The organism is Gordonia sp. DT101, assembly GCF_049844895.1.
In the GTDB taxonomy this organism is placed as follows: Bacteria; Actinomycetota; Actinomycetes; order Mycobacteriales; family Mycobacteriaceae; genus Gordonia.
Window position 1 is genome coordinate 87,530 of record NZ_JBNCLX010000004.1, and the last position, 22,093, is coordinate 109,622.

24 protein-coding genes are annotated in these 22,093 nt (G+C 66.9%); 15 read left to right on the plus strand and 9 right to left on the minus strand.

The window, feature by feature from the left end:
- The first annotated feature begins 128 nt into the window (after positions 1 to 128).
- The 5 genes from ACLQ3I_RS15275 (at position 129) to ACLQ3I_RS15295 (ending at position 4,933) form a co-directional block, all read left to right on the plus strand.
- Positions 129 to 1,424, plus strand: a complete 1,296-nt coding sequence (locus ACLQ3I_RS15275) for an acetyl-CoA C-acetyltransferase (protein WP_425790302.1) — start codon at positions 129 to 131, stop codon at positions 1,422 to 1,424.
- Between the two features lie 242 nt (positions 1,425 to 1,666).
- Positions 1,667 to 3,316 carry a VanW family protein gene (locus ACLQ3I_RS15280; RefSeq protein WP_425803562.1) on the plus strand — a complete coding sequence of 550 codons (1,650 nt, stop codon included), beginning with the start codon at positions 1,667 to 1,669 and terminating at the stop codon, positions 3,314 to 3,316.
- A 79-nt stretch (positions 3,317 to 3,395) separates the two neighbouring features.
- Entirely contained in the window at positions 3,396 to 4,172 is a 777-nt protein-coding gene (locus tag ACLQ3I_RS15285) for an SDR family NAD(P)-dependent oxidoreductase (protein ID WP_164308217.1), read from the plus strand.
- Positions 4,173 to 4,293: 121 nt separating this feature from the next.
- Complete coding sequence (locus ACLQ3I_RS15290) at positions 4,294 to 4,530, plus strand: AbrB/MazE/SpoVT family DNA-binding domain-containing protein (protein ID WP_425790298.1); 237 nt, start codon at positions 4,294 to 4,296, stop codon at positions 4,528 to 4,530.
- Complete coding sequence (locus ACLQ3I_RS15295; RefSeq protein WP_425802935.1) at positions 4,514 to 4,933, plus strand: type II toxin-antitoxin system VapC family toxin; 420 nt, start codon at positions 4,514 to 4,516, stop codon at positions 4,931 to 4,933. The genes ACLQ3I_RS15290 and ACLQ3I_RS15295 overlap by 17 nt, the downstream gene beginning before the upstream one ends.
- Positions 4,934 to 5,065: 132 nt before the next feature.
- Here ACLQ3I_RS15295 and ACLQ3I_RS15300 read toward each other — a convergent pair whose 3' ends face one another.
- The gene (locus ACLQ3I_RS15300) at positions 5,066 to 6,901 is read right to left on the minus strand and encodes an acyl-CoA dehydrogenase (protein WP_425802938.1); all 1,836 of its coding nucleotides are present in this window, start codon (positions 6,899 to 6,901) and stop codon (positions 5,066 to 5,068) included.
- A gap of 123 nt (positions 6,902 to 7,024) precedes the next feature.
- Complete coding sequence (locus tag ACLQ3I_RS15305) at positions 7,025 to 8,011, minus strand: DMT family transporter (protein WP_425802940.1); 987 nt, start codon at positions 8,009 to 8,011, stop codon at positions 7,025 to 7,027.
- Between the two features lie 36 nt (positions 8,012 to 8,047).
- Here ACLQ3I_RS15305 and ACLQ3I_RS15310 point away from each other — a divergent pair, with 36 nt between their 5' ends.
- Positions 8,048 to 8,629 carry a TetR/AcrR family transcriptional regulator gene (locus tag ACLQ3I_RS15310; protein WP_425802942.1) on the plus strand — a complete coding sequence of 194 codons (582 nt, stop codon included), beginning with the start codon at positions 8,048 to 8,050 and terminating at the stop codon, positions 8,627 to 8,629.
- Here the strand turns inward: ACLQ3I_RS15310 and ACLQ3I_RS15315 are convergent.
- Complete coding sequence (locus ACLQ3I_RS15315) at positions 8,612 to 9,382, minus strand: deoxyribonuclease IV (protein WP_425802945.1); 771 nt, start codon at positions 9,380 to 9,382, stop codon at positions 8,612 to 8,614. The genes ACLQ3I_RS15310 and ACLQ3I_RS15315 overlap by 18 nt on opposite strands.
- 26 nt (positions 9,383 to 9,408) lie before the next feature.
- On the minus strand, positions 9,409 to 9,624 hold the full coding sequence (locus ACLQ3I_RS15320) for a hypothetical protein (protein WP_425790287.1): 216 nt from the start codon (positions 9,622 to 9,624) through the stop codon (positions 9,409 to 9,411).
- Positions 9,625 to 9,799: 175 nt separating this feature from the next.
- Between ACLQ3I_RS15320 and ACLQ3I_RS15325 the strand changes: the two genes are divergently transcribed.
- The 3 genes from ACLQ3I_RS15325 to ACLQ3I_RS15335 all read left to right on the plus strand — a co-directional run bounded on the left by ACLQ3I_RS15325 (position 9,800) and on the right by ACLQ3I_RS15335 (position 12,255).
- Positions 9,800 to 11,101, plus strand: coding sequence for a phosphatase PAP2 family protein (locus tag ACLQ3I_RS15325; RefSeq protein WP_425790285.1), 1,302 nt, complete (start codon positions 9,800 to 9,802; stop codon positions 11,099 to 11,101).
- A gap of 10 nt (positions 11,102 to 11,111) precedes the next feature.
- Positions 11,112 to 11,534 (plus strand): hypothetical protein, encoded by a 423-nt coding sequence (locus tag ACLQ3I_RS15330; RefSeq protein ID WP_425802948.1) that lies wholly within the window; start codon positions 11,112 to 11,114, stop codon positions 11,532 to 11,534.
- Positions 11,535 to 11,640: 106 nt separating this feature from the next.
- On the plus strand, positions 11,641 to 12,255 hold the full coding sequence (locus ACLQ3I_RS15335; RefSeq protein WP_425802950.1) for a DUF305 domain-containing protein: 615 nt from the start codon (positions 11,641 to 11,643) through the stop codon (positions 12,253 to 12,255).
- Positions 12,256 to 12,318: 63 nt separating this feature from the next.
- Here ACLQ3I_RS15335 and ACLQ3I_RS15340 read toward each other — a convergent pair whose 3' ends face one another.
- On the minus strand, positions 12,319 to 13,392 hold the full coding sequence (locus ACLQ3I_RS15340; RefSeq protein WP_425790279.1) for a DUF4185 domain-containing protein: 1,074 nt from the start codon (positions 13,390 to 13,392) through the stop codon (positions 12,319 to 12,321).
- A gap of 52 nt (positions 13,393 to 13,444) precedes the next feature.
- On the minus strand, positions 13,445 to 14,323 hold the full coding sequence (locus ACLQ3I_RS15345; RefSeq protein WP_425790277.1) for an acyl-CoA thioesterase domain-containing protein: 879 nt from the start codon (positions 14,321 to 14,323) through the stop codon (positions 13,445 to 13,447).
- Between the two features lie 67 nt (positions 14,324 to 14,390).
- On the opposite strand from ACLQ3I_RS15345, the gene ACLQ3I_RS15350 reads away from it, so the two are divergent.
- Positions 14,391 to 14,960, plus strand: coding sequence for an HdeD family acid-resistance protein (locus ACLQ3I_RS15350; protein WP_425802952.1), 570 nt, complete (start codon positions 14,391 to 14,393; stop codon positions 14,958 to 14,960).
- A 43-nt stretch (positions 14,961 to 15,003) separates the two neighbouring features.
- Here ACLQ3I_RS15350 and ACLQ3I_RS15355 read toward each other — a convergent pair whose 3' ends face one another.
- On the minus strand, positions 15,004 to 15,582 hold the full coding sequence (locus ACLQ3I_RS15355) for a hypothetical protein (RefSeq protein ID WP_425802955.1): 579 nt from the start codon (positions 15,580 to 15,582) through the stop codon (positions 15,004 to 15,006).
- A 106-nt stretch (positions 15,583 to 15,688) separates the two neighbouring features.
- Here ACLQ3I_RS15355 and ACLQ3I_RS15360 point away from each other — a divergent pair, with 106 nt between their 5' ends.
- Positions 15,689 to 16,207: a DUF4282 domain-containing protein gene (locus ACLQ3I_RS15360; RefSeq protein WP_425790271.1), complete on the plus strand. Its 519-nt coding sequence runs from the start codon at positions 15,689 to 15,691 to the stop codon at positions 16,205 to 16,207.
- A 135-nt stretch (positions 16,208 to 16,342) separates the two neighbouring features.
- Here the strand turns inward: ACLQ3I_RS15360 and ACLQ3I_RS15365 are convergent, their stop codons facing one another.
- Entirely contained in the window at positions 16,343 to 17,536 is a 1,194-nt protein-coding gene (locus tag ACLQ3I_RS15365) for a hypothetical protein (protein WP_425802958.1), read from the minus strand.
- Positions 17,537 to 17,710: 174 nt separating this feature from the next.
- On the opposite strand from ACLQ3I_RS15365, the gene ACLQ3I_RS15370 reads away from it, so the two are divergent.
- Positions 17,711 to 18,220: a DUF5709 domain-containing protein gene (locus tag ACLQ3I_RS15370; RefSeq protein ID WP_425802961.1), complete on the plus strand. Its 510-nt coding sequence runs from the start codon at positions 17,711 to 17,713 to the stop codon at positions 18,218 to 18,220.
- A gap of 7 nt (positions 18,221 to 18,227) precedes the next feature.
- On the opposite strand, the gene ACLQ3I_RS15375 is transcribed toward ACLQ3I_RS15370, so the two are convergent.
- Positions 18,228 to 18,956 (minus strand): Clp protease N-terminal domain-containing protein, encoded by a 729-nt coding sequence (locus ACLQ3I_RS15375; RefSeq protein ID WP_425802963.1) that lies wholly within the window; start codon positions 18,954 to 18,956, stop codon positions 18,228 to 18,230.
- A gap of 261 nt (positions 18,957 to 19,217) precedes the next feature.
- Between ACLQ3I_RS15375 and egtB the strand changes: the two genes are divergently transcribed.
- From egtB to ACLQ3I_RS15390, 3 genes are all read left to right on the plus strand, one after another.
- Complete coding sequence (gene egtB, locus ACLQ3I_RS15380; RefSeq protein WP_425803565.1) at positions 19,218 to 20,459, plus strand: ergothioneine biosynthesis protein EgtB; 1,242 nt, start codon at positions 19,218 to 19,220, stop codon at positions 20,457 to 20,459.
- Positions 20,456 to 21,412: an L-histidine N(alpha)-methyltransferase gene (gene egtD, locus ACLQ3I_RS15385; protein ID WP_425802966.1), complete on the plus strand. Its 957-nt coding sequence runs from the start codon at positions 20,456 to 20,458 to the stop codon at positions 21,410 to 21,412. Before egtB ends, egtD begins: the two co-directional genes overlap by 4 nt.
- 163 nt (positions 21,413 to 21,575) lie before the next feature.
- A complete protein-coding gene (locus ACLQ3I_RS15390; protein WP_425790261.1) occupies positions 21,576 to 21,956 on the plus strand; it encodes an SHOCT domain-containing protein in 381 nt (126 codons plus the stop codon).
- The last annotated feature ends 137 nt before the right edge of the window (positions 21,957 to 22,093 follow it).

A 22,093-nucleotide genomic window follows, 5' to 3' on the forward strand; every position in this document is an offset into this window, starting at 1 on the left:
TTCTTCGGCAGGTCGGTCAGACGGTGCGGTATGTGCGACGACGCCCATGGGAGCATCGTTCGACAACTAACTTACTCATGAGTAAGAATAGCTCATAGACACCGAACTACACCCCCTGGGAGATCGAAGTGGCTCAAGCACCCAAGACCCGCAGCATGCGTCCGGTCGCGATCCTCGGCGGCAACCGGATTCCGTTCGCCCGCCAGGACAAGGCCTACGCAAAGGTCAGCAATCAAGAGATGTTCACCACCGCCCTCGACGGGTTGGTGAGCCGCTTCAACCTGCAGGGCGAGCGGCTCGGCATGGTCGCCGGTGGCGCGGTGCTCAAGCATTCGCGTGACTTCAACCTCATCCGTGAGTGCGTGCTCGGCTCGGCGCTCTCCCCGTACACCCCGGCCTTCGACATCCAGCAGGCGTGCGGCACCGGTCTGCAGGCCATCGTCGCCGTCGGCGACGGCATCGCGTCCGGCCGCTACGACGTCGCGGTCGGCGGTGGCGTGGACACCACCTCGGATGCGCCGATCGGTGTCTCGGAGTCGATGCGTCGTCAGATGCTCGAGGTCAACCGGGCCCGCAGCGTCAAGGACCAGGCCCTCGCCGCCCTGAAGCTGCTCCCGAAACTGGGCATCGAGATCCCCCGCAACGGTGAGCCGCGCACCGGGATGTCGATGGGTGAGCACGCCGCGATCACCGCCAAGGAATTCGGCATCAAGCGCGCCGATCAGGATGCGCTGGCTGCCGCCAGCCACCAGAACATGGCCGCCGCCTACGACAGCGGCTTCTTCGACGACCTGATCACGCCGTTCCTGGGTCTCACCCGGGACCAGAACCTGCGCGGCGACTCCACCGCGGAAAAGCTCGCCAAGCTCAAGCCGGTGTTCGGTGTGTCCCTGGGCGACGCGACGATGACCGCGGGCAACTCCACCCCGCTCACCGACGGCGCCTCGACGGTGCTGTTGTCGAGCGACGAGTGGGCCGACGCCAAGGGCCTGCCGGTGCAGGCCTATCTGGTGGACAGCGAGAGCGCGGCCGTCGACTACGTCAACGGTCCCGACGGTCTGCTGATGGCGCCGACCTACGCGGTGCCGCGTCTGCTCGAGCGCAACGGACTCACGCTGCAGGACTTCGACTTCTACGAGATCCACGAAGCATTCGCCTCGGTGGTGCTCGCCACCCTGGCCGCCTGGGAATCCGACGAGTACTGCAAGGAGCGCCTCGGCCTCGACAACGCGCTCGGTGCTATCGACCGCACCAAGCTCAACGTGCACGGATCGTCGCTCGCGGCGGGACACCCGTTCGCGGCCACCGGCGGCCGGATCATCGCCCAGGCGGCCAAGACGATCAAGGAGAACGGTGGCGGTCGCGCACTGATCTCGATCTGCGCGGCCGGCGGTCAGGGCGTCACGGCGATCGTCGAAGGGTAGGCCCGACCAGCCCGGACATCGATCCGGTGACACCGGCCGAAAAAAATTCGCGGATGGATGTAACGCCGCGGAAAGTAGCGTAGATATACGAGTAGCCCCGGCTGAGCTGCCAGACCCCCGACCCGGCAGCTCGGCCGGGGCGCCTACTTTTTTCGGCGCCTCTCCCCACCACCCTTTTGCAGTTCTCCACATATGGTGTTTTCGTGAGCAAGTTTCCGACAACGCGTACCGCGGTGCGCATCATGGTCGGTGCGCTCGCCGTCGCGAGCGTGGTGCTCGCCACGGATCTCCTGCTGACCAAAGACACCACCGCACGCGGTGCCGTCGTGGCGGGTGTGCCCGCGGGGCATCTCCACCGCGACGAGGCCCAGGGCGTCATCGACGAATTGTCCGCCCGCACCACCGAACCGGTCTGGCTCCGCACGGCGGCGGGCACCGCGATGGTCGACGCCGCCTCTCTGGGACTCACCTTTGACCCGGACGCGACGCTGGACCGGCTCATGCAACAGCCGAAGAACCCGGTCACGCGGCTGGCGGGCATGGTCGGCATGCCGCAGACGATCGACCCCGTCGTGCACATCGACCGGGTGGCCTTCGACAGCACGCTCGACGAGCAACAACCGACGCTCGAGCAGGCGGCCGTGGAGGGCGGGGTCCGCTATGACGGCACCACTCCGGTCGAGGTCATGCCGGTCGCAGGCGAACGGGTCGCCCACGATGCCGCTGCCGCGACGCTCGCCGAGAGATGGCTCGACGGGCGGCCGATCGATCTGCCGGTCGAGGATTTCGACCCTACGGTCTCGACCGACGTGGTCCGCGAAACCGCTGCCGGCCCCGCCGTCCGCGCCGTCGCCGGCCCGCTCACGCTCACGGGCTCCGACAACGAGACCGTGCGCGTGGAGCCTGCGCAGCTCGGATCGATCCTGTCGTTCGGCCCCGACGGCCAGGGCGGTCTGAAACCGGTCGTCGATCCCAAGAAGGGCGCGGCCCTGCTCGGCCCCCGGTTGGCGGCCACCGAACGCAAGCCCGTCGACGCCACATTCTCGGTGCGGACGGGCAGCCCCACCGTCGTCCCGTCCCGTGCCGGCGCCCGCGTCGACTGGACGAAGACCTTCGCCTCGATCGCGGCGGTGGCGACCGGTGCCGATGCCTCGGACGAACGTGTCGTCGAGGTGGCCTACAAGCCGCTCCCAGCGCGCCTGACGACCGAAGACGCCCGCAAACTCGGCGTGCGCGAAGTGGTCGGCGAGTTCACGACGTCGGGATTCACCAGCGCGTCCGGTGAGAACATCCGCCTGGTGGCCGACGAGGTCGACGGTGCGCTGATCCTGCCGGGTAAGACGTTCTCCCTCAACACCCACACCGGCCCCCGGGGGACGGCGCAGGGCTACGTGACGTCGACGATCATCGACCACGGTCACGCCGCCAAGGCGGTCGGCGGCGGCATCTCGCAGTTCGCGACGACGCTCTACAACGCGTCGTACTTCGCCGGTCTCGAGGACGTCGACCACACCGAGCACTCCTACTACATCTCCCGCTATCCGGAAGCCCGCGAGGCGACCGTCTTCGAGGGGGCGATCGACCTCGTGTTCCGCAACAACACACCACACGGCGTCTACATCGAGACGAACTGGACGCCGTCGGACGTCACGGTCCGGATGTGGAGCACCACCACCATGGACGTCGAGTCGATCACCGGCGACCGTCACTCGTACACCGAGCCGCCGCTGGTGAAGCTGCCCAAGGGCGACGACTGCATGGCCTCGAGCGGCAGCCGCGGATTCACCACGTCCAACACCCGGGTGATCTCCGACGCCGAGAGCGGCGCGGAGGTTCGCCGGCACACCCGCACCGTCAAATACGATCCGGAACCGAAGGTCGCCTGCGTCTGACGCCGGCCGGTGAAGACCACCGAGCAATCGCTCGGTGGTGGGTGTCGGCGATGCCATCCTGCGATGTAATCTCCACCTCGTGGATATCAATGGAGCAAGTGCAATTGTCACGGGCGGCGCATCCGGTATCGGTGCGGCGGCGGTTCGCCAGCTGGCGGCCAAGGGGGCCAAGGTCGTCGTCGCCGACCTGCAGGCCGACAAGGGTGAGGAGCTGGCCAAGGAGGTCGGCGGCACCTTCGTGCGCGTCGACGTGACCGACACCGCGCAGATCGAGGCGGCCGTCACCAAGGCCACCGAACTCGGCCCGCTGCGGGCCCTGGTGAACTCGGCAGGCATCGGCTGGGCCCAGCGCACCATCGGCAAGGACGGCGAGTTCTCGTCGGCCCACGATCTGGATGCCTACAAGAAGGTCATCGCGATCAATCTGATCGGCACCTTCGACTGCATCCGGCTCGCCGCGACCGCGATGAGCCGCAACGAGCCGCTCGAGTCGGGCGAGCGCGGTGCGGTCGTCTCGATGGCCAGCGTTGCGGCCTTCGACGGTCAGATCGGCCAGGCCTCGTACTCGTCGTCGAAGGGCGGCGTCGTCGGCATGACCCTGCCGGTCGCGCGTGACCTCGCCGCGGTGGGCGTGCGTGTCAACACCATCGCCCCCGGCCTGATCGACACCCCGATCTACGGCGAGGGCGAGGCCTCGGAGGCCTTCAAGGCGAAGCTCGGCGAGTCCGTGCTGTTCCCGCATCGTCTCGGCAAGCCGGACGAACTGGCGTCGATGGTCGTCGAGCTGGTCACCAACTCGTACATGAACGCCGAGGTCATCCGCGTCGACGGCGGCATCCGGATGCCACCGAAGTAGTCGGCCCCCGTACGTCGAACTGCCCCTGGCCCGCCACGTCGAGCCAGGGGCAGTTTGCTGCCGTGCCCGGCACGCCGTCGTCGGCGCAGGCCGATGCCATTCGAATGGTAGTTTCGATGCCATGAAGACCACCATCGATCGGTCGGGACGGATCGTCGTTCCCAAAGAGCTACGCGACCGCGTGGGGCTCGTGCCCGGCGAGGTGGAGATCACCGTCGCGGGGAGCGGTCTCGTCCTCGAACCCGTGGCGACCGACGAGTTACTGGCCGGCGACGACGGTCTGCTGATCCTGCCTGCCGGTGGTGCCGAACTGTCGAGCGACGACATCCGCGAGTTGCGCCTTGGCGACCAACGCTGACACGATCCTGCTCGACACGAGCGCGGCGATCGCACTCGTTCGTCCGGAACAGTCCGGTCACCGGGCTGTTCGAGCAGCGGTACAAGGACTCGTGTTGGGCCTCAGTGGGCATGCCGCCTTCGAGACCTACTCCGTGCTCACGCGATTGCCACCGCCGCAGCGACTGACAGCGTCGGCCGCCGCCCGACTCATCGCGACCAACTTTCCCCACGAGTGCCACCTGTCGCCGAGAACTGCGGGAGACCTGATCGAATCATTCGCCGCGGCAGGCATATCCGGGGGCGCGGTGTACGACGGTCTGGTCGCCTCCGCGGCGGTGGCGGCGGAGCTCCCGTTGGTCAGCGTGGACCGTCGAGCCGAACCCATCTATCGATCACTCGGAGTGCAGCTCCGCCTGCTGTGACACCCGGTCCGTGCCCGTGGCCCGTGCCCCGAAAACAATTTTTCCCCCGGTTCTGCGTTCTTTCCCCACATGCATGCGGAGGACGAGAACGGAACCGGGGGAAGAACTTCGATCAGGTGAGGTGACGGCCGATCAGAAGACCGACTCGTCGACCTCCATGATGTCGGCGTCGATGTTCTCGACGGTGGCGCGAACGGCCGTCAGCAGCGGGAGCATGGACTTCGCGAAGAAGCTCGCGACCGCGACCTTGCCCTCGTAGAACGACTTGTCCTCATCCGAGCTGCCGGCGTCGAGAGCGGCGAGCGCCACCTCGGCCTGACGCAGCAGCAGCCAGCCGATGAGGAGGTCGCCGACCGACAGCAGGAAGCGCACCGAGCCGAGGCCCACCTTGTAGAGCTCCTGCGGGTTCTCCTGGGCGTTCATCAGGTAACCGGTGAGGCTCGCGGCCATGGCCTGCACGTCGTCGACGGCGGTCTTCAGCAGGGCTCGCTCGGACTTCAGGCGACCGTTGCCGCCCTCGGCATCGAGGAACTTCTGGATCTCTCCCGAGACATGCGCGAGGGCCTGGCCCTTGTCGCGGATGATCTTGCGGAAGAAGAAGTCCTGCGCCTGGATGGCCGTGGTGCCCTCGTAGAGCGAGTCGATCTTCGAGTCACGGATGTACTGCTCGATCGGGTAGTCCTGCAGGAAGCCGGAACCGCCGAGGGTCTGCAACGACTCGTGGCCGAGGGTGCCGTAGGCGCGCTCGGAGCCGACGCCCTTGACGATCGGCAGCAGCAGATCGTTGACCTTGTGCGCCATCTCGGCATCCGCACCCGAGACGATCTGAGCGGCAACGGGATCCTGATGCGACGCGGTGTAGAGATAGATCGCGCGCAGACCCTCGGCGTAGGCCTTCTGGGTCATTAGCGAACGACGCACGTCCGGGTGGTGCGTGATGGTGACGCGCGGCGCGCTCTTGTCGGTCATCTGGGTCAGATCGGCACCCTGCACGCGCTCCTTGGCGTAGTCCAGAGCATTGAGGTACCCGGTCGACAGGGTGGAGATGGCCTTGGTGCCCACCATCATCCGCGCGTGCTCGATGACGTCGAACATCTGCGCGATGCCGTCGTGCACTTCGCCGACGAGCCAGCCGACGGCCGGGGTGCCGTGCTGGCCGAAGCTCAGCTCACAGGTGGCCGACGCCTTGATGCCCATCTTGTGCTCGACGTTGGTGACGAAGGCGCCGTTGCGCTCGCCCAGTTCGCCGGTCTCGTGGTCGAAGTGGAACTTCGGCACGAAGAAGAGCGAGAGTCCCTTGGTACCCGGCTTCGCGCCCTCGGGGCGGGCGAGTACCAGGTGGAAGATGTTCTCGGTCATGTCCTGGTCGGCAGAGGTGATGAATCGCTTCACACCGTCGATGTGCCAGGTGCCGTCCTCCTGCTTGACGGCCTTGGTGCGGGCCGCGCCCACGTCGGAGCCTGCGTCGGGCTCGGTGAGCACCATCGTTGCGCCCCAACCACGTTCGGAGCAGATGGCGGCCCACTTCTTCTGCTCGTCGGTGCCGTTGTCGAAGAAGATGTTGGCGAAGCCCGAGCCCGCGGCGTACATGAAGACCGGCGGGTTGGCGCCGAGGATCATCTCGCCGATGGCCCAGTAGAGCGACCGCGGTGCGGGCAGGCCGCCGAGCTCCTCGTCGATGCCGATCTTGTCCCAGCCGCCCTCGACGAGGGCGTTGTAGGACTTCGTGAATCCCTCGGGGATCGCGACGCTGTGCGTCTCCGGGTCGAAGACCGGCGGGTTCCGGTCGGCCTCGGTGAACGACTCGGCGATCGGCCCCTCGGCCAGTGTCCTGACCTCGCGAAGCATGTCGACGGCCGTCTCGTGGTCGAGATCGCCGAAGTCACCCTCTTCGAGCACCTTGTCGAGGTCGAACATCTCGAACAGGTTGAAGTGGAGGTCGCGCATGTTGCTCTTGTAATGGCCCATGAAAGTTTCCTTCTCTGACAAGTCTGGGTGGGCTACGAGTCGTTCGGCGATCGCATAAGTTACTCGCCGGTAACCTAAGGATACCTCCGATTCCGTGCACGGACCAACTCGATCCGGGTGTGATCAGCACTGACGGCTGCCAGCAGGGACTTCGGCGGTGAGATCCGGATGAAACGGACGCCGTTCGCGTCGTCGGCCGGGGCGGACGACGGCGATCGTGGCACCGAGGGCGACCGTGAGTCCGATGATCGTCGTCGGGGTGAGTGGTTCGCCGAACATCGCGGCGCCCCAGAGTGTGGTGACCGGTGGCATGAGGAACATCAGCGCGTTGACCGAGGTGACGCCGAGTCGGTCCACGAGGACCCAGTAGAGGCCGTATCCGCCGAGCGTCGACATCCCGATGAGCCACGCGATCGCGACCCAGAATCCCGCGGCCGCCGGCGGCGTCGCCGTGCCGGTGACCAGGCAGATCGCGGTGAAGATGATCGCCGAGGTGGTGCAGTGGACCGCGAGCGACTCGGTGCGCGACAAGGTGGTGGTCGCGCGTCGGTCCAGGAACGTGGCCGCGACCAGGCTCGCCATCCCGGCGAGGGGGACCAGGTAGGCCCACCAGGGCGCGGCCGTGGCCGATGTGGTGGCATCCGTCCACGTCACGATCACCACCCCGGTGGCGCCGAGTAGGAGTCCGATCCACTGCCGGCCGCTCACCGCGGCGCCGAGGAGTGGTCCGGCCAGCACGGCCACTGCCAGCGGTTGCACGCCGTCGATCAGCGCCGTGGTCCCGGTGCTGACGCCCAGTCCGATCGCCCAGTACACGGTCAGGGTGTACCCGCACTGGGACAGCGCCCCGACCGCGACCTGCGTCGCCCAGCCATGCCGCGCCCGGTGCGGGCCGAGGGAGCGGCGTGCGAGGACTGCCGCGACGACGGCGAGGGCCAGGGCTACGGGCACGAAGCGCCACATCAGCAGTGTGGTCGCCGGCGCATCCGACGCTCCGAGTTTGGCCCCGATGAACCCCGACGACCAGGACGCGACGAACAGGATCGAGAGGCCGGCGCTCGCCCACGCGGTCGATCTGCCGGCAGGTATACCGATCGGTGAAGTCCGCATGGGATCGACTTTACCGATCGGTGTAGTCTGTGTCATGTGACCACCGCGATCGACTGGACGCCGAAGGCGAGGGCGATTCTGAACGCCGCGTCGGACCTCTTCTATGCGCAGGGGATCCACGCCGTCGGCGTGGAGGCCATCGCCGAGCGGGCGGGCGTCACCAAGAGGACTCTGTACGACCGTTTCGGGTCGAAGGAGCGACTCGTGGTGGAGTACCTGCTGGCCCGGGACGCGTCATGGCGGGCGTTCCTGGCCGATCGGTCGGCGGCCGCCGCTGACGGCGCCGTCGCGCAGGTGTCGGCCGTCTTCGATGCGAGCCGCGACTGGGCCGCCGAGCGAGGCCCCAAGGGCTGCAGCATGATCAACGCCCACGCCGAGATCAGCGACCCGGCGCATCCCGCCTATCCCGTCATCGTCGGACAGAAACGATGGATGCTCGACCTCTTCTCCCGGATCGTCGACACCGCGGGGACGCGGCCGTCCGAGGCGATCGCGACGCGCCTGATGCTGCTGCACGAAGGGGCGCTCGTCGCCGCGGGGATCGGCGTCGTCGAGGACGCCTTCGGTGCGGCGAGATCTCTCGCCGTCGAGCTGCTGCGGTCAGAGCGCGTCGCGTAGATACTTCAGGTCGTCGGGAATGCCGTCGGCGGGGGTCTCCAGGATCACCGGCGCGCCCGCGGCCTTGGCGACCGCGGCCAGGACGGCGGGTTCGATGTGGCCGTCGCCGAGATTCGCGTGCCGGTCCCGCCCGGAGTCGAACTCGTCGCGCGAATTGTTCAAGTGCACCAGGTCGATACGTCCGGTGATGCCCTTGACCCGTTCCACGAGTCCGACGAGGTCCTCACCGCCGGCCCAGGCGTGGCAGGTGTCGAGGCAGAAGCCGGCCTGGTCGAAATCGCCCACCGACTCCCAGAGCCGGTCGATCGACTCCAGCGTGCGAGCCATCGCATGGTCGCCACCCGCGGTGTTCTCGATCAGGATCGGCACGCCGAATCCGCCCTTGTCGACCTGACGATCGAAGAGCTTGCGCCAGTTGGCGAATCCTTCTTTTGCGTCTTCGCCGTCGCGGAGATGACCGCCGTGCACCACAAGTCCGAACGCGCCGAGCTCGGCGGCGGCCGTGGCCTGCTGCTCGACCGCCTTGCGTGACGGCATCCGCAGCCGGTTGTTCAGGCTCGCGACGTTGATCTGATAGCTCGAATGCACGACGACGTCGATGGCCGAATCGCGGATCGCCTCGGCGTCCGGTCGAGGTGTGGGCTTCTTCCAGCCCTGCGGATCGGTGACGAACATCTGGAAGACGTCGATGCCGAGTTCGTTCGCGGTGGACAGCGGGTCGGTGTCCACACGCAGATGTGCTCCGATGCGCATGGGTCAACGATAGTGTGCGCCGGCCGTCACTCGCCGACGGCCGGCTCGGTCTCGATGGTGATCGGGACGCCGGTCGCGATGAGGAGTCGGCACGGGGCCTCGGAGCCGTGGTAGAGGCTGAGCCATTCGTGGCCGCGGCCGCCCTCGGCGTATACCGAGTCGAGGGCGCGATCGAGTCTCGCCTCGGTCTCCTTGGTGATGATGTAGCGCTGGTCGCCGTAGCGCAGGTAGCGGTCGGGCACGGCACTCCTCCCAGGTCCGGTTGGTGTGATACCGATCACGATCCTAGGGGAAAACGGCGGCAACGACGGTCGCGCGGCGGTTTGCTGGTCACCAAACGCCCGATGATCACTAGGCTGACGGAAAGTGAATACGCAGGGTGCCCCGAGCGGGGGCTTGGGTGGGCAGGAATCTCGGGTGAGCATTGACGACGCGGTCGACGTCCAGGACTCGGACGATGATGCGGGATCGCGATCTCGCCGTGCCGCGGGCAAGAAGTCGAGGTCGACGTCGGCGGAGAACGAGTCCGATACTTCTGAGTCTGATACTTCTGCGTCCGATACTTCTGCGTCCGATACTTCCGCGTCCGGGGCCGAGCCGTCCGGCGTCGAACCGGTGCTCGACGACATCGCGGCCGCCGCGGCGACCGATTCCGAACCCGGGAGTCGTCGAGACCTCACCATGGTCCGACGTGTCGCGATCGCTGCCTGGGTCGTGTTCATGGTGGTCGAGATCGCTCTCAACGGTCTGGCCTTCGACCGTACGCAGCTGATCGTCCTCCTCTGTCTGGGCATGTTGGCCGCCACCATCGGGCGGCGCAAGGCGATCAGCGTGATCATCGACTGGCTGCCGTTCGCGCTGATCCTCGTGCTCTACGACTGGACCCGCGACGTCGCGCGCATCGTCAACATGCCCACCCAGTGGCATCTCGCCCCCGACGTCGACCATGCACTGTTCGGCGTCAATCCGACGGTGTGGTTGCAGGAGCACCTGAAAGGCGCGACCCCACCCTGGTGGGAGGTCATCACCAGCGTCGTCTACATGTCGTATTTCATCGTTCCCTATGCCGCCGCGGCCGTGCTCTGGCTGCGCGACCGGTCGGCGTGGCGACGCTACGCGGCGTGCTTTGTGGCGACGACATTCCTCGCGCTCATCGGCTACACGCTGGTCCCGGCCGCACCGCCGTGGGCGGCCGCCCGGTGTACCGCCGAGCAGGTGGTCGACCATCCGCGCGAGCCACTGTGCATGACGAACGAGACAGGCGCCCCGGGCGGCGGCGTCCTCGGCGACGTCACGCCCACGCAGTCCGGCGCGGAGCCGTACGTGGAGCGGATCTCCGCCCGCGGCTGGAACGTCCTGAACATCCACGCGGCCTCGACGCTGGTCGAGGTCGGGCAGGGCAAGGCCAACCTCGTCGCGGCGATCCCGTCGCTGCACGCCGGTCTCACGATGTTGCTGGCCTTGTTCATGTGGCCGCGAGTCAAGGCCTTGGGCAAGACATTGTTCATGGGTTACGCGCTCGCGATGGCCTTCACGCTGGTCTACACCGCCGAGCACTACGTCTTCGACATCCTGCTGGGCTGGGCGTTGGCGGCGTTCGTCATCGTCGTCGCGAACCTGGTCGACAAGTACTGGCTGATCCCGCGAAAACAGCGACGCGAGGCGGCCGAGGCCCAGACCGAGGTCGGGGCCGGGACCGAGGTGTCCGCGCTTCGGTAGGCTCGTCGGCGTGTCGATCGCCGGTCTCCGTGAGCTGCCCCGCAGCGCGCGCGGCGCCGGTCTGTTGCTCACCATCGCGATGGCGATCCTGATCATGCACACCGTGGTCGCGCAGTGCGCGTCCGGTGGCGGTCATCATGAGGCGTCGGCCGCCGACCATCCGCAGCCCTCGACGGTGATGCACTCGGCGCAGCGCGAGGTGCTCGACGAGACGTCGATGAGCGGTACCGACTGCGGGCTGCATCAGCACGCGTGCGTCTTCATCCGGGCCGCCGATCCGGACGTCATCGTCCTGGCAGTCCTGGTGCTGGCCTGGGGGTTCCCCATCCCGCCGTTGCTGCGGTCGGTGCGCGGACGACGGCGTCCCAGGCCGGGCCGACCACCTCCGTGGGCCATGCCGACGCATCTGCAATTGCAGGTGATCCGCTGCTGATGGGCGACTGCCGGACCGTGTGTCCGGTCGCCGATCAGTACCGCCTACGCACGTCCGCTCCGGACGTCGCGGGACGGATCCACCACTCTTGCAGAGGATTCCTTCGATGAGACGACAGACAACCGCGTGCTCGATCCTGATCGCCACCGCACTTCTCGGGGCGTGTTCCACCGGCACGGACGACCCGGCGACGAGTTCGCCGGCACCCACCTCGGCAGCTGATTCCGCCGCCTCCGGGTCGGAGTCGGTGTCGCACAACGACGCCGACATCGCCTTCAACCAGATGATGATCCCGCATCATCGTCAGGCGGTCGCGATGGCCGAACTCGTGGACGAACGCACCACGACACCGGCCGTGCGTGCGCTCGCCGACCAGATCGAGAACGCCCAGCAACCCGAGATCGACCAGATGACCGCCCGCCTCACCGACTGGGGCGTGCCGGCCGAGCCGGTCGAGCCGGGTGAACACGGCGGCCATGGCGGCCACTCGATGTCGGGCATGATGACCGACGACGAGATGGCTGCGCTGACCGACGCCCGCGGAACGGAATTCGACCGGTTGTGGCTCGACGGGATGATCCGCCATCACCAGGGCGCGGTCGCGATGGCCGACGACGAACTCACGCGCGGGATCGACGGTCCCTCCCGGGCCCTCGCGCAGCAGATCAAGGCCTCTCAGCAGGCGGAGATCGGCGAGATGAAGCAGCTGCTCGGGCAGTGACCCGCAGGCCGGGTGCCCTGCCACGCAGGGTGCCCGGCCGTGGCGGTCCGAGGGCAGCCCGCGTCAGGGCTTGTTCAGCGGAAGCCGCATCAGATAGACCTGATACCCGGTGTAGATCGAGTACGTGAAGTACAGCGAGCTGCCCTTCGACCACGGGTGGATGAAGGGGGCGTACCCCGAGTACGGGTCGTTGGCCGGCACCACGACCTCGCCCGAAGTCCACGGCCCCCACGGATTGTCGGCGGTCCGCAGCACCACACCGTTGTCCTTGGTGCCGAGCGAGATGTACTTGCCGAGATAGTCGTTCCAGGCGACCGACAACTCGCCGGTCGGCGCGCCCATCACCGGGGTGGCCGACTCCGGGTTGTTCTTGACCCAGTGACCCCATGAGAAGTACTCGTACTTGCCGAGATGCTCGATGTCCTTCTCGTTCACCCGCGCCAGATAGACCGAGCCCCAGCGGCCGTCGGGGGTGCCGTAGGTGTAGACGGTGTTGCCGACCTTCAGATAGGCCGCCATCTGGAACTTGTGGTTGCCGCCGCTGTTCGGCCGGAATGCGTTCACCGCATTCCAGTTCTGGCCGTTGTCGGTGGACGCCGCGAGTCCGGACCAGTTGGTGAACCAGATCCCGGCCGGTCCCCAGTGCTTGACCGACATCACGTTCATGTACTGCTTGCCGTTCGCCGCGACGCCCGCGGTCGGGATGATCGTGACCTCGCGGCGCAGATTCGGCTTCAGCAGGCGCTTGGCGTTGCCCGGACTGCCGGCATGGCCGGTGAACGTCATGCCGTCGGAGAGATTGTGGTCGGTGCTGCGCAGCAGGACGTTGGAGCGCCAGTACCAGAGCTGGCCGTAGAGCAGCGACCATCCGTTGAACGACTGGGTGTCGCCGAAGGCGGTCATGATCTCGCCGTGACCGTTGTCCCACATGACACCGAGGTCGGTGCCGACGATGTTGTATCTGCCGACCGTGTCGTTGATCGAACCCGGCCCGGTGAGGCGTGCGACGACCTTGCCGTTACCGGCCGCGACGGGAAAAGCCTCGGCGGATGGCGTGGTCGCCAAGCTCACCGTCAGAGTGGTCGCGAGGGCGGAAACCGCGAATGCCGTTCTCCATCGTCCTAGACGCCGCATCATGAGCGAGACCCTATCAAGACCTGATAGTCATCGGAGCGCGACATAAGGACTGTCAGCCTTCGGCATACCTTTCGCCGGGTTTCACCGACGTGAAATCGATGGTCGCGGCCGCGTTCTCCACGCCGGTGACCATGCCGACCCCGAATTGTCCGTCGTCGTCGTAGAGGTTGGCGGTACTCGTCGAGATCCCATCGGTCTCCAGGTGGGTGGCCGCCTCGACACCGATCCGGGTCCCGACCGGTAGTCGGGACAGCGCGACGGTGAGATCGCAGTTGATGTAGGCGATGCCCGCCGTGCCCCAATTGCAGACCAGACTGGTCGATTCCCCGCTGATCACCGCGCGCTGGAATGGTGTCGGGTCCTCCCCGACGACGGTGGAGACCGCCCGGGTCCACAGCCATTTCCGCTGCCCGTGCTGGTGGGCGGCCATGTCCTGACTCCAGACGATCTCGCCGCCGTGCGCCGAGGTGGTCCCGTACCAGGGGAAGTGGTCGTCGGGCGCGGTCTCGGGAGGTCGGAATCGGGTCGCGTCGGCCGGCCGACGCCAGCGTTCCCCTGGCGGATCGGTGCTCTCGCTGACGAACACGGTGGTGCTCCGCGCGACGATCACCTCGGCACCGTCCACGGACTGGATAACGTCCACCTCGGCGACCTTGATCCGCCTGCCGTCGCGGACGAGTCGGCCCCGGGTGACGGTGACGGTGTCCCGGGCGACCTTGAACAGTTCGATGGTGAACCGTGCGGTGCGGAATCCCGCCGTCGCGAACTCGTCCTCGGCGGCGCGGGCGGCGAGTGCGCACACCGCGGGCCCATTCAACGTCGACGGCGCCCAGAGGCTGGCCGCGTAGCGGGTGGGGATGAATCCGCGAGACTCTTCCGCAGCGGAATCGGCCGTCCCGGAATCGTGCGAGAAGAATGCGATCAGCGACACTGATTTTCCCTTCTGTTCGGCGGGTGAATGTGGTGTCGCACCCTCCGAGACGTACTAACCTGCCTCCATGACAATTGCAGATTACGCAAAGCAGATTCCGAACGAATTGGTGAATGCCGTTCGCTCGATGATGATCGCGACGTCCATCGTGGGAATCGTCCTGGGAATCATCGCGCTGATATGGCCGGGCGCCACCCTGCTCGTGATCGGTGTGCTCTTCGGGATCTCGTTGATCGTGGCCGGGCTGTTCCGTATCTACACGGCGTTCGCGGCCAACCTGTTGTCCGGCGGATGGCGGTTCGTCCTCGGCCTCGTCGGCGTGCTGATCCTGGCGGCCGGCATCATCGCATTGTTCAATCCCGAGGAGTCGCTGGTGTTCCTGGCGATCTTCATCGGCATCGGCTGGATCTTCCAGGGAGTCGCCGATCTGGCGCACGCGGTGGCCGGCTCGGTGCACACGCCGCGGTGGCTGTTGGTGCTCTCCGGTGTGGTCGCGATCATCGCGGGCATCGTGATGATGGCGATCCCCGGTCTCGCACTGGCCACCTTCTTGTGGGTGGCGGCGATCATGCTGATCGTGGTCAGCGTGGTCACGCTGGTGACACTGCCCAAGAAGATCGAGGACCCGACGATCTGAGAGGGATGATCTGAACGGGCCGGCTCGCCGTCGTCGATGACTCTCAGGCGATGGCGAGCCCATCGAACGTGACCGACGCCCGCGCCGACGCCGCGTTGGGCGGGAGTTGGTCGACGAGTCGGTTGATCATCACCAGCACGTCGTGGCTGTGGGTCAGCCGGGCACTGTCGATGAGTGCGGTGTCGGCGGAGATCATCGCCAGCGGGTCGGCCTCGCCGCGGTGCGCGACCGCCGCCGCGAGCAGCCGGCGGGCCTGATCCGGATCGGCATCCCACAGCGCGTCGGCAGTGGTCAGGTAGAGGCGGACCGCGGGTGGATAGTCGTGCAGGTGGAGCAGCGCCCACGCCCAGTGTTTGGCCACGTCGACGGTGTCGGTCTGGCCGGGTCCATGGGTCCGCACGTACTTCCCGTGGAGTTCACGGCACAACGGCGTCGAGTCGGCCCAGAGGTGCAGCTGTGACATGCACCGGACGCAGTCGTGCAGATTCGACAGGTACTTGATCGAGTACGGACCCTCACGACGGGACCGAATCTCACGCAGCACTGAGAATTCGGCGAGGGCATGGGTGTATTCGCCCGCCGAGAGCAGGCCCTCCGCCTCGTCCTGCATCTCTTCGATCATTCCTCGATTGTCCCGGTTACCGGCCGGTCGCGAGTGATTTCGTCCGATAAGGCGCAAAAGGGCTGTGACGGCCCGACATCACACGCACCGTTGCTAATCTCGCGCCATGACATCAGGAGATCCCACGAATCCGAACGATCCGAACGGTCCCGGGTACACCCCGCCCGGCGGGCATACCCCGCCGCCCGGCTACGGGTCCCAGCCGCCCGGAGGTGGCTATGGGACACAGCCGACCGGTGGCTACGGGCCGCCGGCGGGTGGGGGCTATGGCGCCCAGCCGGCCGGTGGGTTCGGTGGCTATCCGGCCGCGCCGCCGCCCGGCCCCGGCCAGGCATCGTCGAAAGGGTTCTTCTCGGCCCTGTTCGACTTCGGTTTCAACTCGTTCGTGACACCGGCGCTCGTGAAGGTCGTGTACATCCTCGGCACGATTGTTCTCGCCATCGGTGTCATCTTCTTCATCATCGCCGGGTTTGTGGAGAGCATCGGTGCCGGTATCGCGGCCCTGATCCTGGCCCCGATCATCGGGTTGATCTACCTCGCGTTCCTGCGGGTGACCCTGGAGCTCTACTACGCGGTGGTCCGGCTGTCCGAGGACGTCCACCATCGTGGCAACGGGCGGCTGTAACAGGCACCGCTGAAACAGGCACCGCAGAACAGGCACCGCAGATGCGAACAGGCCGCCGGCCCGATGGGGCGGCGGCCTGTTCGTCTGACGAGATCTTTACTGCGAGATCTCTACTGCGAGATTTTTACTGCGAGATCAGTACTGCTGATTCGGCGGGTATGGCGGCGGCGTCGCAGCGGCCATACCCGCGGCCGCGATCTGCCCACCGGTGAAGAACCGATAGGCGTAGGTGCTCGCGATCATGGTGACCGGGATCGACACCAGGAGCCCGACGAGGCAGAGGATGGCGCCGACGATGTTGAGTCCGATGCTGGCCAGGGCCAGCAGGAACAGCGGACCGGCGTTCTTGCTGATCACCGAGAAGCTCGCCTTGATGCCCGAGATCGCGTCCTGGTCGCGATCAACCACGAAGGTGAGGGACCAGTAGGCGAGGAAGGCGAAGATGATGCCCGGGATGATCAGCAGGATGAGGCCGATGTAGGTGCCGATCGCGACGAGCAGCGCCGTGATGATCACCGGTCCGAAGTTGAGCCGGAAGAAGTTCCCGATCGCCGGCTTGCCGCCGTCGAGCTCATCCAGTGCGCCGCGGACGAACGCACCCTGGAACACATAGCCGACGATCGCGCTGATGATGCCGAAGAGCAGATTGATCCACAGGACCCGGCCGTAGTCGGACGACACATTGCCGATCCAGCCGATCACGCCCGAGACGACGAGCGCGATCAGGATCATCAGGATCCAGGGAAGTGCGTTCTCCTTGTAACGATTCCAGCCGTAGCTGATCGCATCGCCGACCGAGAACTGTGATGTCGCGGGTGCGCCGTAGCCCGAAGCCCCGGGTACCGCCCCGTACGCACCACCCGGCGGCGGACCGTAACCACCCGGCGGGGGCCCGTATCCGCCCGGCTGTCCACCGGGGGGAGGCGGAGGCGGATAGCTGCCTCCGGGTGGCGGATAGTTGCCCCCGGGCGGTGGGTAACCGCCTCCCGGCGGTGGGTATCCCGATCCGGGCGGGGGAGATCCCGGCGGTGGGTATCCCGATCCCGGCGGGGGCGACCCGGGTGGCGGGTACGACCCGGGCGGTGGGTAACCGCCTTCGGGCGGCGGCGGGTTTGATCCGGGTGGTGGGCCCGATCCCGGCGGAGGGCCCGATCCCGGCGGAGGGGTCGATCCCGGGGGAGGGGTCGATCCCGGGGGAGGGGTCGATCCGGGTGGTGGGTAGGAGGGCGGCGGATTTCCCGCGGCGGGTTCCGGGGCCTGCCCCGGGTATCCGGCGCCGTCGTCGGGCTCGGGGTTGCCGGGATTGCGTGGATCGGGCGGTGTGGTCATGGGTCGCAGGATACGGAACTGCGTCCGCGGACCACGGTGTTTCCGGGTTGCCGCGGCGTGTCAGTGGCGAGAATGCTTCGGACGCTCGACGACACCCCGCGGCTCCCGTGTCGACCGTGCGACGATTCGCTGTCGTGGTGGATTCCACCCGTCGGTACTGGCATCGTGAAGGTCGTGAGTGACATCGGCAGCACCCCGGAAGGGTCCGACGGCGAATACAGCCTCGACGACGACGACCAGCTCCAGCCCGAGAACACCCTCGACGATCGCGGTGTTGACGATGTTCTCGACGAGGGCTACTCGCCGCCGGATCATCGCCCGAGCGGCGCCCGACGGGGGCTCACCTCGCAGGAGCAGCGCGACGGCGAGACCCTCGACGAGCGGCTCTCCGAGGAGGAACCCGACATCGGTGCGAGCGATCCGCTCGACGACATCAAAAAAGACTGGCGCTCACACGCTTCCGACCGTGACGACGCGTACGACGACAGCGATCAGGCCGGCGGTGGCCGGGCGGGTCGGCTGATCGCGCCCGACGAGGGCACCGGCGTCGACGACGAGCAGGAGTCCTTCGCCGCCGACGCCGGCATCGACGGGGCGGGCGCCTCGGCCGAGGAGGCCGCGGTGCACTACATCGACGACGACACCGTCGAGGAATCCGAAGAAGCGGACGGAGACGGCGACTGACCTCGGATCACTTCGTGAACTGGGCGAGGGTCTCCCGGATGAACGTCCGCGCCGGATCGACCTCCACGCCCAGTGACTCCAGGACGGCCGCCACCGGCGGGTCCGTGAACAGCGCCAGCAGGAGATGCTCGGTGCCGACATAGTTGTGGCCCATCTCCAGCGCGGTGCTCACCGTCGTCTCGAGTACCGCCTTGGACCGATCGTCGAACGGGACGAGTGACTTCTTGTCGCCGCGGGTCTCCTCGGCGGCGCGGGCCTCCGGTGTGCAGGCCGCGGCCAGCGTCGTCAGTTCGACGCCCTGCGCACGCAGCGTCAGGTCGGCCACCGACTCGGGCGCGACGGCGAGGCCGCGGGCGAGATGTTCCGGGGTGACGGACTCGCTGTAATCGCCGATGGCGAGGTTGTTGGCCTCGGCCACCACGTTCCGGGCCCGAGGGGTGAAGCGCCCGAACGGGTTCGACTCCTCGGAGAGCGGCGTATCCGGGGTGCGCGGGACGAACCGCTTCTGCGCGGCCTGCTTGCTGACGCCCATGCTCGACCCGATCTCGGTCCACGACGCCCCCGCACGGCGGGCCTGGTCGACGAAGTGTCCGATGAGGTGATCGGCGACCTCGCCGAGGTGTTCGGCGGTGACGACGGCGTTGGAGAGTTGATCGAGCGGATCGTCGTGCACGGTCCGGATGGCCGCGATGAGGTCGTCGAGGCGGACGTTCTTCATGATGACTGGTTCGGACATACGTCAACACTAGGTTGACGGCCATGCACCGTCAACCCGTAGTTGACGACACCTGGCGACGGCGCGATCCGGGATGCGCAAAATTGTCGGTGGCATGTGATGCGATGGCGCGTGGCCTCGGGGCGATTCGTTGACAGCGGTACCGACCGTGGGAACGATGGAGGTTCGAGGGTTGCCCGTCCGTCCCGACCACGTGCCAGGTCACACAGAAAACGGGAGGTACCAGTGAGCATCACCAACCGGCCCGCGCCGGCGTCCGCCATGCCCTCGAGCTTGGCGAACGACCCGAGTCCACGCAGATTCCTCGATGTCCGTGCCCTGACCGACGTCTTGACCGCGAACTTGTCCGCCGAGGACCAGACGCCGCAGTCGATGACCGACGCAAGCCCGGCCAAATGGCATCGTGCCCACGTCACGTGGTTCTTCGAGGAGTTCATCCTCCGTAGCGACCCGTCGTATGCGGTGTACGACGAGACCTACCGCTACCTGTTCAACAGCTATTACGAGGCGGTCGGTGCCCGGCATCCACGACCGGAGCGCGGGCTGGTGACGCGTCCCGGGATCGCCGACATCGCCCACTATCGCGAATACGTCGACAGTGCGATGGTCGATGCGCTCGAGCGCGGTGCCATCGATGACGACGTGCTGGCGCTGGTCGAGCTCGGGTGCAACCACGAGCAGCAGCACCAGGAATTGTTGCTGATGGACATCAAGCACCTCTTCTCCACACATGCCTTCGCCCCGGTCTATGTCGATCGCGAGGCCGACGACGCCGACGTCCGGGAACCCCTCACGTGGCGGTCGCTGGCCGGTGGGATCACCGAGATCGGCGCCCACCGAGGACCCGACACAGCGTTCGCCTACGACAACGAGGGACCGCGCCACCGCGTCTTCCTCGAGGACTTCGAGATCGCCGAACGAGCGGTGACCAACGCCGAGTGGCTCGAGTTCATGGCCGACGACGGTTATCGCCGACCGGAGCTGTGGCTGTCCGACGGCTGGGCTCACATCCACGAAACCGGTTGGCAAGCGCCGGAATATTGGCAGTTCAGCGATGGTGAGTGGACCACCTTCACGCTGTCCGGTCGTCGTCGCGTGGCACTGGACGAGCCGGTCGTGCACGTCTCGTTCTACGAGGCCGACGCCTACGCCCGGTGGGCGGGTGCCCGTCTGCCCACCGAGTTCGAGTGGGAGGCCGCCGCGGCCACTGCCGGAGACGCGCGCGGACAACTGCTCGATCCGGCGCGGTGCCATCCGGGCCGGGCCGGGACCTCGATGGTCGGGGATGTCTGGGAATGGACCGCCAGTGCCTACCTGCCGTATCCGGGGTTTGTCCCGGCCAACGGTGCGGTCGGCGAGTACAACGGGAAGTTCATGTGCGATCAGCATGTGCTGCGGGGCGCGAGCGCGGTGACGCCACCGGGCCACGAGCGGGTGACCTACCGGAACTTCTTTCCGGCCCATGCCAGGTGGGCATTCTCCGGCCTGCGGCTGGCCCGATGACAGTCAGCATCGACGACGCGCTTGCCGTCGACGCCGTGGCGGGCCTGTGGGCCGATCCGCCGACCCTCCCGACGAAGTGGCTCTACGACGAGCGTGGGAGCCTGCTGTTCGACGAGATCACGCGAGTACCCGAGTACTACCCGACCCGTCGGGAGACCGCGATCCTGCGCGCGAGCAGTGCCGATATCGCGGCGGTGGCGGACGCGGCCATGATGGTCGAGTTCGGTTCCGGCACCTCGACCAAGACCCGACTGCTGTTGCGCGCCTTCGCCGAGCGGGCCGCCGCCGCGGGGCGGTCGTTCACGTACGTGCCGCTCGACGTCAGCACCGAGATCCTCGAGTCGTCGTCGGCGGAGCTGGCCCTGGACTATCCGGACATCGGCGTCGAACCCATGGTCGCGGACTTCACGAGCCCCGATCTCACGCTGCCCGCCGCCGGCGGACCGCGAATCGCCGTCTTCCTCGGCGGAACCATCGGCAACTTCGATGTACCCGAGCGCGGGGCATTCCTCCGCACGCTCGCAGATGCGCTCGCGCCCGGTGACTATTTCCTGCTCGGGGCGGATCTCATCAAGGACACCGGCCGACTGGTCGCGGCGTACAACGACAAGGCCGGGGTGACCGCGGATTTCAATCGAAACATGATCGAGGTGCTGCGTACCGGACTCGACGCGCAGGGTCTCTACGTCGACGACTTCGACCACATCGCGCGATGGAATCCCGTCCGCCACCGGATCGAGATGTGGCTTCGGGCGCGCCGCGACATCGATGTGTACTTCGCTGCGCTGGACCGACGGTGGCGACTGACGCGGGGCGCCGAGGTCCTGACCGAGATCAGCACGAAGTTCGACCCGGCGGATCTCGCCGACGAACTCGCCGTCGCGGGCCTCGACGTCGTGAAGACGTGGACCGACGACGCGGGAGATTTCCTGCTGACCCTCAGCCGTCGGTGAGGTCGCCGGGCGGCGCATCGCGGCACCGTCGATCGACGCCGGCAAGCGACTCCGGGTGAGCGAATCGTCGCCAAGCCGTGCCTCTGAGTACGGGCTGTGAGAAGCTTTTGACGGCCCGGCGATCCCCGTCGGGGCCGACATTGACATGCAAGGAGCATTTCCCATGTGGGACTCGTTCTGGGACTTCATCTGGTACACGATCGTCATTTTCGCGTTCGTGGCATACCTGATGGTCCTCTGGTTCATCATCACCGACCTGTTCCGCGACAAGAAGGCGTCCGGCTGGCTGAAAGCCGTGTGGGTGATCTTCCTGGTCATCCTCCCGTACATCACCGCGATCGTGTATCTGCTCGTGAAGGGCCGCGGCATGTCCGAGCGGCAGAGCGAGGCGGCACAGCAGGCCAAGCAGGCCACCGACAGTTACATCCAGTCGGTCGCCGGCAAGAGCCCGGCCGAGCACATCGCCGATGCCAAGGGTCTGCTGGACGCCGGGACCATCACGCAGGAGGAGTTCGACGCCCTGAAGGCCAAGGCACTCTCCTGATCTGACGAGGGTCTGATCTGACGAGGGCCTGATCCAATGAGGGCCTGATCCGCTGACGGGTTCCTCGAGTTCACGCCGAGAGAACCCCGATGCTCATCGACAGCACCCGCACTCCTGTCGGAGTCGGGTGCTGTCGG

Bases quoted from the DNA above. Each gene is read 5' to 3' on its own strand.
- ACLQ3I_RS15280 (WP_425803562.1), top strand. From the start codon at position 1,667: ATGGTCGGTGCGCTCGCCGTCGCGAGCGTGGTGCTCGCCACGGATCTC.
- ACLQ3I_RS15290 (WP_425790298.1), top strand. From the start codon at position 4,294: ATGAAGACCACCATCGATCGGTCGGGACGGATCGTCGTTCCCAAAGAG.
- ACLQ3I_RS15300 (WP_425802938.1), bottom strand. From the start codon at position 6,901: ATGGGCCATTACAAGAGCAACATGCGCGACCTCCACTTCAACCTGTTC.
- ACLQ3I_RS15305 (WP_425802940.1), bottom strand. From the start codon at position 8,011: ATGCGGACTTCACCGATCGGTATACCTGCCGGCAGATCGACCGCGTGG.
- ACLQ3I_RS15315 (WP_425802945.1), bottom strand. From the start codon at position 9,382: ATGCGCATCGGAGCACATCTGCGTGTGGACACCGACCCGCTGTCCACC.
- ACLQ3I_RS15335 (WP_425802950.1), top strand. From the start codon at position 11,641: ATGAGACGACAGACAACCGCGTGCTCGATCCTGATCGCCACCGCACTT.
- ACLQ3I_RS15340 (WP_425790279.1), bottom strand. From the start codon at position 13,392: ATGATGCGGCGTCTAGGACGATGGAGAACGGCATTCGCGGTTTCCGCC.
- ACLQ3I_RS15350 (WP_425802952.1), top strand. From the start codon at position 14,391: ATGACAATTGCAGATTACGCAAAGCAGATTCCGAACGAATTGGTGAAT.
- ACLQ3I_RS15355 (WP_425802955.1), bottom strand. From the start codon at position 15,582: ATGATCGAAGAGATGCAGGACGAGGCGGAGGGCCTGCTCTCGGCGGGC.
- ACLQ3I_RS15360 (WP_425790271.1), top strand. From the start codon at position 15,689: ATGACATCAGGAGATCCCACGAATCCGAACGATCCGAACGGTCCCGGG.
- ACLQ3I_RS15365 (WP_425802958.1), bottom strand. From the start codon at position 17,536: ATGACCACACCGCCCGATCCACGCAATCCCGGCAACCCCGAGCCCGAC.
- ACLQ3I_RS15375 (WP_425802963.1), bottom strand. From the start codon at position 18,956: ATGTCCGAACCAGTCATCATGAAGAACGTCCGCCTCGACGACCTCATC.
- egtB (WP_425803565.1), top strand. From the start codon at position 19,218: ATGCCCTCGAGCTTGGCGAACGACCCGAGTCCACGCAGATTCCTCGAT.
- egtD (WP_425802966.1), top strand. From the start codon at position 20,456: ATGACAGTCAGCATCGACGACGCGCTTGCCGTCGACGCCGTGGCGGGC.
- ACLQ3I_RS15390 (WP_425790261.1), top strand. From the start codon at position 21,576: ATGTGGGACTCGTTCTGGGACTTCATCTGGTACACGATCGTCATTTTC.